General features: G+C 38.9%; 16 protein-coding genes. All 16 read left to right on the forward strand.

From position 1 onward, the window contains the following. The first annotated feature begins 270 nt into the window (after positions 1–270). The 16 genes from AN959_RS15760 (at position 271) to paaX (ending at position 14,273) form a co-directional block, all read left to right on the forward strand. Positions 271–846 (forward strand): dihydrofolate reductase family protein, encoded by a 576-nt coding sequence (locus AN959_RS15760; RefSeq protein ID WP_056832128.1) that lies wholly within the window; start codon positions 271–273, stop codon positions 844–846. A gap of 569 nt (positions 847–1,415) precedes the next feature. Then, a complete protein-coding gene (locus AN959_RS15765) occupies positions 1,416–2,720 on the forward strand; it encodes a phenylacetate--CoA ligase family protein (protein WP_056832378.1) in 1,305 nt (434 codons plus the stop codon). A gap of 26 nt (positions 2,721–2,746) precedes the next feature. Further along, positions 2,747–3,766 (forward strand): NAD(P)/FAD-dependent oxidoreductase, encoded by a 1,020-nt coding sequence (locus tag AN959_RS15770; protein WP_056832130.1) that lies wholly within the window; start codon positions 2,747–2,749, stop codon positions 3,764–3,766. A 22-nt stretch (positions 3,767–3,788) separates the two neighbouring features. Further along, complete coding sequence (locus AN959_RS15775; protein ID WP_056832132.1) at positions 3,789–4,028, forward strand: ferredoxin; 240 nt, start codon at positions 3,789–3,791, stop codon at positions 4,026–4,028. 122 nt (positions 4,029–4,150) lie between these two features. Further along, positions 4,151–5,104 (forward strand): 1,2-phenylacetyl-CoA epoxidase subunit PaaA, encoded by a 954-nt coding sequence (gene paaA, locus AN959_RS15780; RefSeq protein ID WP_056832135.1) that lies wholly within the window; start codon positions 4,151–4,153, stop codon positions 5,102–5,104. Between the two features lie 18 nt (positions 5,105–5,122). Next, entirely contained in the window at positions 5,123–5,470 is a 348-nt protein-coding gene (gene paaB / locus AN959_RS15785) for a 1,2-phenylacetyl-CoA epoxidase subunit PaaB (protein WP_056832136.1), read from the forward strand. Beyond that, on the forward strand, positions 5,467–6,279 hold the full coding sequence (paaC, locus tag AN959_RS15790) for a 1,2-phenylacetyl-CoA epoxidase subunit PaaC (RefSeq protein WP_082461050.1): 813 nt from the start codon (positions 5,467–5,469) through the stop codon (positions 6,277–6,279). The genes paaB and paaC overlap by 4 nt, the downstream gene beginning before the upstream one ends. A gap of 28 nt (positions 6,280–6,307) precedes the next feature. Further along, the gene (gene paaD / locus AN959_RS15795; RefSeq protein ID WP_056832138.1) at positions 6,308–6,808 is read left to right on the forward strand and encodes a 1,2-phenylacetyl-CoA epoxidase subunit PaaD; all 501 of its coding nucleotides are present in this window, start codon (positions 6,308–6,310) and stop codon (positions 6,806–6,808) included. 16 nt (positions 6,809–6,824) lie between these two features. Continuing rightward, a complete protein-coding gene (locus tag AN959_RS15800; RefSeq protein WP_056832140.1) occupies positions 6,825–7,127 on the forward strand; it encodes an EthD family reductase in 303 nt (100 codons plus the stop codon). Then, positions 7,127–7,903 (forward strand): enoyl-CoA hydratase/isomerase family protein, encoded by a 777-nt coding sequence (locus tag AN959_RS15805; RefSeq protein ID WP_056832141.1) that lies wholly within the window; start codon positions 7,127–7,129, stop codon positions 7,901–7,903. The genes AN959_RS15800 and AN959_RS15805 overlap by 1 nt, the downstream gene beginning before the upstream one ends. Before the next feature lie 12 nt (positions 7,904–7,915). Continuing rightward, complete coding sequence (locus AN959_RS15810; protein ID WP_056832142.1) at positions 7,916–8,689, forward strand: enoyl-CoA hydratase-related protein; 774 nt, start codon at positions 7,916–7,918, stop codon at positions 8,687–8,689. Between the two features lie 14 nt (positions 8,690–8,703). After that, entirely contained in the window at positions 8,704–10,221 is a 1,518-nt protein-coding gene (locus AN959_RS15815) for an aldehyde dehydrogenase (RefSeq protein ID WP_056832144.1), read from the forward strand. A 77-nt stretch (positions 10,222–10,298) separates the two neighbouring features. Beyond that, positions 10,299–11,171, forward strand: a complete 873-nt coding sequence (locus AN959_RS15820; protein ID WP_056832146.1) for a 3-hydroxyacyl-CoA dehydrogenase — start codon at positions 10,299–10,301, stop codon at positions 11,169–11,171. Beyond that, positions 11,168–12,373 (forward strand): acetyl-CoA C-acyltransferase, encoded by a 1,206-nt coding sequence (locus AN959_RS15825; protein ID WP_056832148.1) that lies wholly within the window; start codon positions 11,168–11,170, stop codon positions 12,371–12,373. Before AN959_RS15820 ends, AN959_RS15825 begins: the two co-directional genes overlap by 4 nt. Positions 12,374–12,532: 159 nt before the next feature. Next, positions 12,533–13,309 (forward strand): enoyl-CoA hydratase-related protein, encoded by a 777-nt coding sequence (locus AN959_RS15830; protein ID WP_056832150.1) that lies wholly within the window; start codon positions 12,533–12,535, stop codon positions 13,307–13,309. A gap of 85 nt (positions 13,310–13,394) precedes the next feature. Beyond that, positions 13,395–14,273, forward strand: a complete 879-nt coding sequence (paaX, locus tag AN959_RS15835; RefSeq protein WP_056832152.1) for a phenylacetic acid degradation operon negative regulatory protein PaaX — start codon at positions 13,395–13,397, stop codon at positions 14,271–14,273. The last annotated feature ends 206 nt before the right edge of the window (positions 14,274–14,479 follow it).

A 14,479-nucleotide genomic window follows, 5' to 3' on the forward strand; every position in this document is an offset into this window, starting at 1 on the left:
ACTGATAAAAATGACGTTAAAGCAAAAGAAGAAAAACTTAGAGAAGTAATAACAAAGTGGCTTAAAGTTATTTAAAAAAATATGTTGGTCAAATCGTGCCTGTTTACTGTTACCGACACGAACGCAAAGCTTCGGCTTTCTGCTTACTCTTGTTAAGCTTACGGGCAGGTTTGGGATTAGCAATCCAAAAGAAACAACCCAAGTTGAATTATGCTAAAATGTAGATAATGTATAATGTAGATATTCCTCATGATCAAAGGAGAACTGAAAATGAGAAAACTCGTTCTATTTCTGCACGCATCGCTTGACGGTTATGTAGAAGGGCCGAATGGTGAAATGGACATTGGCTGGGTTTCCTACGATGCTGATTTGGAGAAACACGCGAAAGAAATTCTGAGTACTGCCGACACTGTCCTTTGGGGACGTGGGACTTATCAGATGATGCACAGTTACTGGCCATCTGTGCCTTCGAACCCATCAGCTTCGCAGCATGAACGGAATCATGCCGAGTGGATCGAAAAGACAGCCAAAATCGTTTTTTCCACGACGCTGGAGAAAGTCGAATGGAACAATTCCAGACTGGTGAAAGAAGATGTCGAGGAAGAGATCAAGAACCTCAAACAGCAGCCAGGCAAGGATATGGTTATCCTCGGCAGTCCTAGGTTCGCACACCACCTTATGCAGCATGATTTAATCGATGAGTATAAAATTACGGTTTCTCCCGTCCTGATCGGCAGCGGGTTGCCGTTATTCCGAGGTCTCAAGGAGAAGATCAATCTTAAACTTATCGAAAACAAGACCTTTGATTCTGGAGCCATAGGTCTCGTTTACCAGACGGTAAGATGAACTTGTCACTTAAGGTGATTACGCTAACGGGAGACGATAGCTCAATTAACCGCCTTTTCACAAAGGCGGTTTTGTTATGGTCACAAATCAACATTAGAATTTAACATAGCCATTATATTAAATAATTACAAAAGTATTAGTAGAAGCCAGCGTGAAGATAAAAACTAATCACTGCTTTTTGTAACAATATCAATTTATTCACGCACATAATTTTATGCAAACGATTTTAAACGCTGTCCTTTTCACTTAGGATCAGCGTTTTCTTGATTCTTCTTAGGACATTGAACTTTTCCTTTCTTTTTCCTCGATTTTATTTCTACCATTCCCCCTCCACTAAACGTTGTCTCAACCACAGTCGAGAGTTCACTTTTTTGTAATACGATAATGAAGATAAAAAAATTCTGAATTTTGTGTTGACTTATACGATTCGAACTATTAATCTAATATCATATTACCATATATTATATCTCCGTATTTTATTTGTTATATGAGACAGATTTTGATAACTCCATTTCATAAAGAAAGAAAACTAGGGGGAATGATGTTTGTATAATCCATTAATTGAAACGATGCAGCGTAAAGAAATGGAAAGCCTACAGCTAGATCGACTCCGTAGTACAGTTAAGAACGTTTATGAGCATGTTCCATTTTATCGAAAGAAATTTGATGAGCTTGGGATTAAGCCAGAAGATATTCAAAGTTTAGAAGATTTGACGAAGCTGCCATTTACAATAAAAAAAAATTTGCGAGATCATTATCCTTTTGGATTATTTGCAGTATCACAAGAAGAGGTTGTTCGGATTCATGGATCTTCGGGAACGAGTGGGAAACCAACAATTGTTGGATATACAGCAGAGGATATAGAAATGTGGGCTGAAGTTGTAGCGCGTTCAATTGTGGCGGCAGGTGGTAAAAAGACAGATATTTTCCATAATGCATATGGCTATGGTTTATTTACAGGGGGAATTGGGCTCCATTATGGTGCGGAAGTTCTCGGAGCAACCGTTGTGCCAATGTCAGGTGGAAACACGGAAAGACAGATTACATTAATAGAAGATTTTAAACCTAGAGGCATTTGCGGGACGCCTTCATACATGTTGAACATAGCGGAGAAAATGAAAGAGAAGGGTATAGATCCGAGGCAATCATCGATGGAATATGGAATTTTCGGAGCGGAGCCATGGTCGGAAGAAATGAGAAAAAGGCTAGAGCAAACTTTCCATTTGAAAGCAGTTGATATTTACGGATTGAGCGAGATTATTGGACCAGGTGTCTCCGTTGAATGTTATGAAGCTCAAAATGGTCTACATGTACAAGAAGATCATTTTTACATCGAGGTAATTAATCCTAAAACACTTGAACCAGTTGCTGAAGGGGAAGAAGGAGAGTTAGTTTTTACAAGTTTAACGAAGAAAGCGCTTCCAATCATTCGATATCGCACTGGTGACATTTCGTCCATAACACGCGAGAAGTGTACTTGCGGCAGGACTTTGACGAGAATGTCGAGGGTGAAAGGTCGTACAGATGATATGTTGATTATACGTGGAGTGAATGTCTTTCCAACGGAAGTAGAACGGGTTCTTTTACAGGTGGAAAATCTTGTACCTCATTATCAAATTCATTTAATTAGAAAAGACGCGATGGACATCGCCGAACTACATGTAGAAATAGATAATAATCTCTATGAAAAAATCAATGGTGATTTAAGCGATTCACAAGTAACTCAACTGAAATTAGAAATTCAAAGTTCATTGAAATCGAGCTGTTTAGTGTCTATGGATATTGTTTTTAATAGTCCTAAAACGATACCAAGATCTGAAGGAAAAGCGATTCGAGTTGTAGATTCTCGAGATAAAAATGTAATAGGTGTGTAATTCATACTCAGAAGGAGGAAGTCTGTTTGTCTCACAACGAGGAAATTTTTGATGTAACCATAATTGGGGGAGGACCAGTTGGCTTATTCACTGCGTTTTATGCTGGCCTTCGAAATATGTCTTGTAAAATAATTGAAAGTCTTCCGGAGCTAGGTGGACAATTATCCGCTTTATATCCTGAAAAGTATATTTACGATGTTGCAGGTTTCCCTAAAATAACAGCGCAAGACCTCATCGATAGATTAAAGAAGCAAATGGAGCAATTTGAACAAACAGTTTGTTTGAATGAAGCAGTGGAAGAGCTAGAAAGACATCCTAACAATTCTTTTAAACTATTGACGAACAAAGGGACCCATTTTACTAAAACAATCATTATTACTGCAGGAAACGGGGCATTCCATCCGAAAAAATTGGATCTTGTAAATTCTTCAAAATTTGAAGAAACTAATCTTCATTATTTTATTAATGATTTACAAAAATTTGAGGGAAAAAAAGTTCAGTTGTTCGGCGGTGGTGATTCTGCTGTAGACTGGGCTCTTATGCTAGAACCAATTGCAGAAAAAGTAACATTGGCTCATCGCCGTGATAAGTTCCGAGCACATGAACATACTGTGGAAATGTTGAAGAATTCATCTGTAGATGTATTAACTCCATTTATTCCTTCTGCATTTATAGGAGAAAAACGAATTAAACAAGTCGAGTTAATAGATGTGAAAGGCAATGAAACAATGATTATCGATGTTGATGATGTTATTGTCAATTATGGTTTCGTGTCCTCTCTTGGTCCAATCAAAAATTGGGGATTTAATTTGGATAAAAACAGCATTGTCGTAAATTCAAAAATGGAAACAAATATTGCAGGAATTTACGCTGCCGGTGATATTTGCACATATGAAGGAAAAGTGAAGTTAATCGCAAGTGGATTTGGTGAAGCGCCGACTGCTGTTAGCAACGCAAAAGTGTTTATCGATCCAACGTCTAAAGTTCAGCCTCTTCACAGCACTAGTGTTATGGATAAACCGAGGAGACAGGCTGAAAAAGTCTGATAAACATAGGAAGAAAGACATTATGCCAAAGTATACAATTGTTGATCAAGAAACATGTATTGCATGTGGATCTTGTGGAGCCAGTGCACCAGACATCTTCGATTATGATGATGAAGGACTTGCGTATGTAATTCTTGATGAAAATAAAGGGACAGCTGAAGTACCTCTAGAGTTGCAAGAAGATTTAGAAGATGCGTTTGATGGATGCCCTACAGATTCTATAAAAATAGCTACCAGCCCAATAATAATAGAAATGGTTTAAAGTGGGCTAAATTTTATAGACTAGCATAATTTTTAAATAATATAACGTTATATAGTTATAACGTCATTAAATCGTTATATGCAATCATATAAAGGCATAACTTTATTAAGGGGGGGTTAGATATGACCAATTTGCAGAATGCGGCAGAAGAAGAACAATTGGCTCATTTCATGAAGCGAATTGAACGTGGCGACAAGATTGAAGCAGATGATTGGATGCCAGAAGAATACAGACTGACATTAATTAGATTGATTTCAATGCATGGCATAAGTGAAATAATGGGGGCACTTCCTGAAAAAGAATGGGTACCTAAAGCTCCTTCGTTAAATAGAAAACTAGGCATTATGGCAAAAGTGCAAGATGAAATGGGTCACGGCCAGTTGCTTTTGCGGGTAACGGAAGACTTACTAGTTCCTTATGGAAAAAACCGTGGAGATATAATGCAAGACTTATTTAATGGAGATTTGAAATTCCATAACGTTTTCCATATGGAAACGAAAACTTGGGCGGACGCTGGAATTATTGGTTGGCTCGTTGATGGAGCTGCTATTATTACACAAACAAATATGCTTGGGGCTTCTTACGGACCGTATGCAAGAGCACTACAGCGAATTTGTGCAGAAGAGGTGTTTCATGCTCAACATGGTGAATCAATTATCATGGCGCTCGCTGAAGGTACAGATGTACAAAAGGCGATGATTCAGGAATCTCTCAATCGCTGGTGGGAAGCTCTGCTCATGTTCTTTGGACCGGCAAGCAAAGAGACGACAGGATCGTCGAAACAAGACTTGACGATAAAATATAAAATTCGTACTAAGACAAACGAAGAATTTAGACAACTTTTTTTTGATAAATACATTCCGCGTATTTTATCTCTTGGTTTGACCATTCCGGATCCGACACTCCGTTTTGATGAAGAGAGTAAGCTTTGGTCTTATAAACAGCCAGATTGGAATGAATTTAAGAAAATCATAAAAAACGGAGGACCACGTTCACATGCACGTCTGAATTTACGAAGGTCATCTTACGAAAATAATGCATGGGTGCGTGATGCGCTGAGCGTGAAAGCCACCTAGCGAAAGGAGGCAGAATAAATGGCCGAAGAGAAAACATTTTATCAAGAATATGAAGTATTTAGCAAGCGAACGCCAAGCTCTGCTTTCCAACATCAATTTAGCTTATTAGCACCAAATGAAGATATGGCATTTATTTTGGCACAGGAAAACTTCATGAGACGTGAACCGGTTGCTGACATTTGGATTGTGAATCGAAAGAATATTCGAAAGATGGATGTAGAAGAGAAGATGACGCTTGGCAGACTTGACAATAAAGATTATCGGACAACAAAAGGTTATGGTTACTTAAAGAAAAAGTGGCGCCAGTACGAGCAGCAAATATTGGATGAAAAAGAGATTCTATCATGGGGAGGAGAGCGTAAATGAATGAAAATGAAACAGTCATGAGCCAGGAGTATAAAGAAGCAATAACAAGTTTATTATTCCAGCTTGCCGATGATGATTTCTTGTACGCCTATCGTGGATCTGAATGGCTCGGACTCGCTCCCCATATTGAAGAAGACGTCGCTTCTTCTTCCATTAGCCAAGACAGCATGGGGCATGCAGCGATGTTCTATAAACTACTCGAAGATTTAGGATTAGGAAATGCGGATGATCTTGCCCATTCACGTCCTGCACTGGAAAGAAAAAACAGCGTTTTGATGGAGCGAGTGAATGGTGAAGGTTATTATATGGAAACCCCCTCATATGATTGGGCTTATCAAGTTGTCAGAAGTTATTTTTACACACAAGCGAAAAAGATAAAAATCGATTCTTTATGTGAAAGCTCGTACAGTCCACTTGCAGATACTGCAGTAAAAGTGAGAATGGAGCTTTATTATCACAGGCTACACTGGGAAACGTGGTTTAAGCAATTACTTAGCTCTACAGATGTAGCGAAAAAGAAAATGGAAGAAGCTATCAAAAAAGTAATGGATGATTTTGGTGATGTATTCTCTTATGGAAACGAAAAATTACTAATTGAAAAAAGTAAATTAATAAGTAGTGAAGAGAGTTTGAGAGATAAATGGAAAGCAAGTATCGAACCAGTATTTGCGGCGCTTCAAATGGAAGTTCCAAAGATATCGGATAAGCCTACAAAAAACGGACGAAACGGTGAACATACGCAAGACTTGGTAGAAGCACTACACACACTTTCAGAAGTTTACAAATTCGATCCAATAGCAACTTGGTAATTTTCGAAAATGGAAAGAGGTGACTTGCATGGAAGCATCCATAGAAATTTCTCCTCAGCGCGTATATGAAGTACTTGAAGGGGTAAAAGATCCGGAAATGGATTCCATTAGCATTATGGACCTAGGTATGGTGGGGGAAGTCACTACAGAAGAAAATAACGTAAAGGTAGTTTTGCTCCCTACTTTTTTAGGATGTCCAGCACTCGAAATTATTAAAAAGAATACGATCAATGCTGTAAAAGAATTACCGGAAGTGAAAGATGTCCAAGTGGAATTTGTCTTTCACCCACCGTGGACATCAGATCGAATAACGGAACGAGGACATGTGAATCTTAGAAAATTCGGAATTGCACCACCACCAAGACAGATGGAAGCGGACGGCTCATGGCATATAGATTGCGCTTACTGCGGATCTACGTATGTCACGATGGAAAATGTTTTCGGTCCGACTGCATGCAGAAGCATTTTGTACTGTAAGAGTTGTAAAAACGTATTTGAAGCTATGAAACCTGTTTCTACATTAATGTAAAGCGAGGAGAAGAAAAATGGCAAAATTAATCGCGTTGTACAAACACCCTGAAAACAAAGAGGCTTTTGATGCACATTATTTTAACGTGCATGCACCACTAACAGCGAAGATCCCAGGGCTTCGTGAGATGAAAGTAACGAAAGTAACAGGATCTCCGATGGGTGGAGATGGAAAATACTATCTCACATGTGAAATGCATTATGATAGTTTGGATGCACTGCAGGAGGGCTTACGTTCACCAGAAGGAAGAGCTTCTGGCAAAGATTTAATGGGATTTGCGGGTGATCTTGTCACATTAATGATTGGTGAGGAAGCGTAATGAATCGTTTCGAATTCATTGAAACAACTTTAATGAAAAACATAGCAATTATTGAGCTGAATCGACCTCGACAGTTTAACTCATTAAATCGAAAAATGGTCAATGAAATTGTCGTAGCGATGGAGGAATTTGACCGGGATGAAAACGTTCGTGTAATAGTGCTTACTGGTAAAGGACGGTCTTTTTCCGCAGGTGCCGACATTGACGAAATGATGGATGATAATCCAGTAAGCCTAGAACAACTAAATCAATTTGCTGATTGGGACCGTTTTGCGCTCATTAAAAAGCCTATACTCGGTGCGTTAAAAGGGTTTGTCTTCGGTGGTGGATTTGAGCTTGCCCTTTGCTGTGATCTATTAATCGCTAGTATCGGTACTGAATTTTCATTTCCAGAAGTAGGACTTGGCGTAATGCCAGGTGCAGGAGGAACACAAAGGTTAACGAAACTTGTGGGTCGTACGAAAGCCCTCGAATGGCTTTGGACGGGGGAGCGTATTTCTGCGGAAACTGCTCTCAAACATGGAGTTATTAACAAAATCGTTGCACCTGAACTACTAATGGAAGAAACAATGAAATTGGCAGACCGTCTTGCTAATCAACCCCTTCTATCAGTGCGGCTTATAAAAGACTCGGTTAATAAAGCTGTAGATTATCCTTTATATGAAGGAATGCAATATGAGAGAAAAAACTTCTATCTACTTTTCGCTTCACAAGATCAAAAAGAAGGTATGAACGCATTTGTTGAAAAAAGAAAACCGAATTACAAAGGGAAGTAAGGAGGTCGTTGCATGTTCGAAACGATTCGTTATGATGTCAGAGATGGAATTGCATGGCTTTATTTAAATAGACCTGACAAATTAAATGCATTTACCGCACAAATGAACCGAGAAGTAAAAGATGCGATCAAAGCTGCTACATTCGATGAACAAGTTCGCTGCATAGTCATTTCAGGTGAAGGAAGGGCTTTTTGTTCTGGACAAGATTTGGCAGAAGTCGATGAGAATATGGATCATGGCCAAGTTTTAAGAGATCACTATGGACCGATGATAAATCAAATTAGACAATGTGAAAAACCGATTGTCGCAGCAGTAAATGGAGTTGCGGCTGGTGCAGGGTTCAGCTTAGCACTTGCTTGTGACTTTAGAATTGTATCGGAACGCGCCAGTTTTTTGAATGCTTTCATACATGTTGGCCTCATTCCAGACTCGGGTAATCTGTATTATTTAACCAAGTTAGTCGGTCATGCTAAAGCATTGGAATTATCCATTCTTGGAGAAAAGGTATCGGCTACTGATGCAGTCTCATTAGGTCTAGCGAATAAACTTATTCCGTTAGATTTATGGGATGAAGAGGTGTCGGCATTTGCAGCAAATCTTTCTACTTTACCAACAAAGGCGATTGGTTTGATTAAACGATCATTGAAATTCGCTACAGAGCTTACTTTTGAAGACTATCTTGAGCAAGAAGCACAAGGACAACGGATTGCTGGTTTAACAATTGATCACCGCGAAGGTATTCATGCATTTATGGAAAAAAGAAAACCTGTTTTTTCAGGACAATAGGGAGAGCTGAGCACATGACAACTATTCGGGATAATGATATCGAGCAAGAGGCAATGAAACGATCGTTTTATCATTTGATTGTTAACGGAGAAAAAATAAAAAGTAGTACAGGTGAAACGATTAAAACTTACAATCCAGCAACAGGTGAGCTAGTTGCGGAAGTTGCAAAAGCGTCTAAAGAAGATGTTGAAAAAGCCGTTGCAAGTGCTCGAGATGCATTTGACAATGGTAAATGGAAAATGTATCCAGTTGGTCGCCGAGCGCAAGTATTGAACAAAATCGCTGCAATAATGCGTTCTCGTTTTAATGAGCTAGTTGAATTGGAAATTCTCGATACTGGTAAAACGCTTCATGCAGCGCAAGGTCAAGTTTCTCAAGCGATTGAAGATTTTGAGTTTTATGCGGGTGCAATTGTTGGTCACCGAGGAGTCGTTAACAATGTTCCTGGCCAATTCCATAACTATACAGAGAAAGAGCCAGTTGGAGTTTGTGCACAAATCATTCCGTGGAACTATCCACTTATGATGGCTGCTTGGAAAGTGGCGCCGGCTATTGCAGTAGGTTGCTCGGTAATTGTAAAGCCAGCTTCCCACACACCATTAACAGCAATAATCTTGGGAGAAATTTGTCTTGAAGCAGGTGTTCCTGCGGGTGTGGTGAACATCCTTCCAGGTTCTGGATCTGATATTGGTAACTTTTTAGTGGAGCATCCTCAAGTGGATAAAGTAGCTTTCACTGGCTCAACGCCTATCGGTAAAGACATTATGGGGAAAGCATCTCAATCGCTAAAACGTGTAACACTGGAGCTGGGTGGAAAATCTCCTAATCTTGTATTTGAAGATGCAGATATTGACGCTGCAGTAGATGGTTCACTGTTTGGTATTTTCTATAATTCAGGTCAATCATGTGAAGCTCGATCTCGTTTGTATGTACATGAGGATATTTACGATGAATTTTTGAATAAGTTTGTTGAAAAAACGAAAAAATTACAGCTAGGCAACCCATTTGATAAAGGAACACATGTTGGTGCAATTATCGATCAAGTTCAACTTGATACAATCGATAGTTATGTACAATCAGCTCGGAAAGAAGGAGCAGAAATTCTTGTTGGTGGAAATGTTTCGAAACCAAATGGATACGAAAACGGATTCTGGTATGAGCCAACGATTATTGCAAATGTAAATCACGATATGACAGTTGTAAAAGAAGAAATTTTTGGTCCAGTTGTTGTATTAATGAAATTTAAAGATGAAAAAGAAGCAATCCGACTTGCAAACGATACAGAGTTCGGGTTAGGCTCAGCCATTTGGTCAAAAGATGGTGCACGTGCGACGCGTGTTGCAAATCAGATCCAAGCAGGTATTGTAATGGTAAACTGCCCATTTTCAGCATTTCCTGGGACACCATTTGGCGGATATAAGCAATCAGGGTTCGGACGTGAGCTATGTATTGAAACGCTAGACCTCTATACGGAAACGAAAAGCATTTTATCTTACTACGGCAGTCGACCACTGAATCCATTCGGACTGTAAAAATAAACTGAAAATACGGACAGGGAAAAATTCAAACCCTGTCCGTATTCTTTCATTAATATAAGGGGAGTAGAATAATGATCAACCATATTGTTATCATAGGTGCAGGTATTATGGGAAGAGGGATTGCTTATGTAGGAGCAGTTGGTGGCTATGCAGTGACAGTTGTCGACAATCATAATTCTGCATTACTAAACGCGAAGAAAGATATAGATAGCATGTTTGAAAAAGGACTTGTGCACGGAAAGATTACATCGGTACAGGTTGAACAAGCAAGACTTAATTTAAGCTATGAAAGCGATCTTTCAAAAGCAGTAAGTACTGCTGATTTAATTATTGAAGCTGTACCTGAAATAACAACTATTAAAAAAGAAGTGTTTGAAACGATAGAAGAACATGCTCCTTCTCATTGCTATTTTGCTACAAATACTTCGACGATGAGCCCAACAGAAATCGCTTTTTTTGGAAAACGACCAGAAAAAACAATTGCGATGCATTTTTTTAATCCTGTACATAAAATGCCTTTAGTCGAAATTGTACGAGGGTTGGAAACAAGTGATGAAACGGCAGAAAGAATTAAAGAAGTAGCTATAAAAATGGGAAAAGAAACTGTTGTCATTAATGAATTTCCAGGGTTCGTAACGAGCCGAATTAGCGCACTTGTTGGTAACGAAGCGTTTTACATGCTTCAAGAAGGGTTAGGTACACCAGAAGAAATTGATAAAGCGATTAAGCTAGGATTAAATTACCCAATGGGACCATTCGAATTAGTAGATTTAGTGGGACTTGATACAAGATTAAATAATTTGAAATATTTACATGAAAAGCTTGGGGAAAAGTATCGTCCTGCACCTCTTTTAGAACAATATGTCAAAGCAGGGCGTCTAGGACGAAAGAGTGGAAAAGGTGTATACGACTATTCTATTGATGAAGAGTTGATTTCGAAATGAGAGAAGTAGTCATAGTAGATGCTGTCCGTACGCCAATCGGAAGATATAACGGATCACTGAGAGAAGTTCGACCAGATGATTTAGGAGCTATTGTTATTAAAGCACTTGTTGAACGTAATCCGAACCTCCCCGTAAAGGAAATTGAAGAAGTTGTTTTCGGAAATGCAAACCAAGCAGGTGAAGATAACCGCAACGTTGCAAGAATGTCGGCATTGTTAGCTGGCCTACCTGTCGAAGTAGCAGGAACAACTATAAACCGTCTGTGTGGTTCTGGACTTGACGCTGTTATGTACGCTGCAAGAGCAATATCAGTTGGCGAAGGCGATATTTACATCGCTGGTGGCACTGAAAGCATGACGCGAGCACCGTTTGTCATGGCAAAGCCAGATAGAGAGTTCCCACGAGGAAATATGGAACTGCAAGATACAACAATCGGGTGGCGTTTTACAAATAAAAAACTGAAAGAGATGTACGGTGTAGATACGATGCCAGAAACTGCCGAAAATGTTGCAAAGCGATTTCATATAACGCGTGAGGATCAGGATTTATTTGCATTCGAGAGCCAGCAACGTGCTAAAAAAGCTATGGCAGAAAATCGATTTGCGGAAGAAATCGTTCCGGTTATGTATAAGGACCGTAAAGGGAATGAAATCATTGTCGACCAAGATGAACATCCAAGACCAAATACAACGTTACATCAGCTTGGGAAATTAAAACCATTACTTGAAGGTGGTACGGTTACACCAGGTAATGCTTCGGGAGTCAATGACGGTGCATCTGCCTTACTTCTTATGAGTGAGGAAAAAGCAAAAGAATTGAATGTGAAGCCATTAGCGAAATATGTTACAGGCGCAACAGCAGGACTTGAACCAGCTGTTATGGGGCTTGGTCCTATTTTCGCTTCAAAAAAAGCACTACAACGTGCAGGGTTGAAAACAACTGACCTTGGTCTTGTAGAATTGAATGAAGCTTTTGCTTCACAATCTCTGGAGTGCATTCGCCAACTAGAATTAGAAAGTGAAAAAGTGAATGTCAATGGAGGAGCAATAGCTTTTGGACACCCTCTAGGTGCGAGTGGTGCTCGAATAGTAACGACACTTTTATATGAAATGAAGAAAAGAAATGTTCAATTCGGAATGGCGACAATGTGTATCGGCGTCGGTCAAGGGATTGCAACTATATTTGAGAATGTATCAGAGTAGGTACTACCATTTTGCTGTCCTTCAAGCGTCAAAGCTCTTTAAAAGAAGAGTAACGACGAGAGAAGGGCATTTTTATAACCAATACAATAGATTGTTCTTGGAACAAAAACAAAGCGACAGGAGTAATTCACTATAGTTGTTCGAATAGGAGATGTCATAATGATGAATATTTTATTAAGAAAAGAAAACAACATTGCATATATCACCATTAATCGAGAAGAAGCCCTGAACTGTTTTAATTACGATACATTGCATCAGCTTCAACAAGTAGTAGATGCTATCTCAATTAATCCGGAAGTGAAAGTGATTATATTTACTGGAGCAGGGGATAGATCTTTTAGTGCTGGTGCCGATTTGAAAGAGCGGAAAACATTAAAAGAATCAGAAGTTAGAAGAAACGTGAAAGCGATACGAGATGTGTTCAACAGTATCGCAAATCTGCCACAGCCAACTATAGCTGCAGTCAATGGGTATGCATTTGGCGGAGGATTCGAGCTAATGATTGCGTGTGATTTTTCCATTGCAGCTGAAGGAGTGAAAATGGGTCTAACTGAAACAAGCTGGGCAATCATACCAGGAGCAGGTGGGACGCAAAGATTACCAAGATTAGTAGGGGAAATGAGAGCGAAAGAGCTGATTTTCACTGCAAGAAAATTCACGGCAGAAGAAGGGGTACAGCTTGGAGTGGTATTAAAAGTGGTGGAAAAAGAAAATCTTCTGAAGTCTTGTGAACAACTAGCAAATGAAATAATGAAAAATGGTCCTGTAGCAATTAAACAAGCGAAGTATGCAATTACACAAGGAATGAATACCGACTTGCATACAGGGCTTGCAATTGAGTCTAAGGCATACGAATTAACAATCCCAACTGAGGATCGCTTAGAAGCGTTACTTGCATTCAGTGAGAAAAGGAAACCAGTCTTTTTAGGGAAATAATTAGTAAACTCTAATAACAAAATAATGAAAGAAGGGAAGAAACGTGTTATATTGGTAATCAGGGAAAAAGAAAGAGTGAGTTTACATGTCGAATACACAATCAATGATATTTACAATTTACGGTGATTATATCCGTCATTACGGAAATAAAATATGGATCGGAAGCTTAATCCGACTGCTAAAAGAGTTTGGACATAATGAACAGTCGGTACGAGTAGCGGTTTCAAGAATGATGAAACAAGGTTGGCTCGAGTCCGAGAAGGAAGGGAATAAAAGTTATTACTTTTTGACGACACGTGGTGAAGTTCGGATGGAAGAAGCTGCCATTCGAATTTTCAAATTAATGCCAAACGACTGGGATGGAAAATGGCGTATGCTAATGTATACGATTCCAGAAGAAAAAAGACAAGTTCGAGATGAACTACGAAAAGAGCTTTTATGGAGTGGATTCGGCAGTTTTTCTAGTGGATGCTGGATATCACCGAACAATCTTGAAAAAGAAGTTGAATTTCTTATAGAAAAATATGGTATACAAAATTATGTAGATTTCTTCGTAGCAGAATACAAAGGTCCTCAAGCAAACAGAGCTCTTGTTGAAAAAAGTTGGCCGCTTCAAGAAATTGAAGGAAAATATCAAGATTTTATCTCTACCTACAGCAAACAATATATAATCCATCAGAGCATGATGAACGATGGAAGAATGTCGGATGCAGAATGTTTTGTTGAACGAACAAATCTTGTACATGAATATCGTAAGTTTCTATTTTCAGATCCTGGTCTTCCAAAGGAACTGTTACCAGAAATATGGAGTGGTAACCATGCAGCACTTTTATTTGAGCAATATTATAAATTGCTTGCACAGCCAGCAAATCATTTTTTCGAAGAAGTATTCCAAGAAGATAATGATATGCGTCGTAAGGACAAAGCATATGATGCAGATGATCATCCACTTCTTATGGACTAACGTTTTTGGTGAATAGAAAAATACTTACATTTTTTGTTTGTAAACACATATCGAAATATAGTATCAGAAAATCAAAAGGTTTCGGGAATGTTGGACATTTCCAAAACCTTTTGATTTATTATGCATACATTATTTTAATTTTCGATTCAAATGATCAGCTGTTCTACTTGATCAATCGTAATTATCTCTTGCTAATCACATTCAGG

It is taken from the genome of Psychrobacillus sp. FJAT-21963 (genome assembly GCF_001420585.1).
Classification (GTDB): Bacteria; Bacillota; Bacilli; order Bacillales_A; family Planococcaceae; genus Psychrobacillus.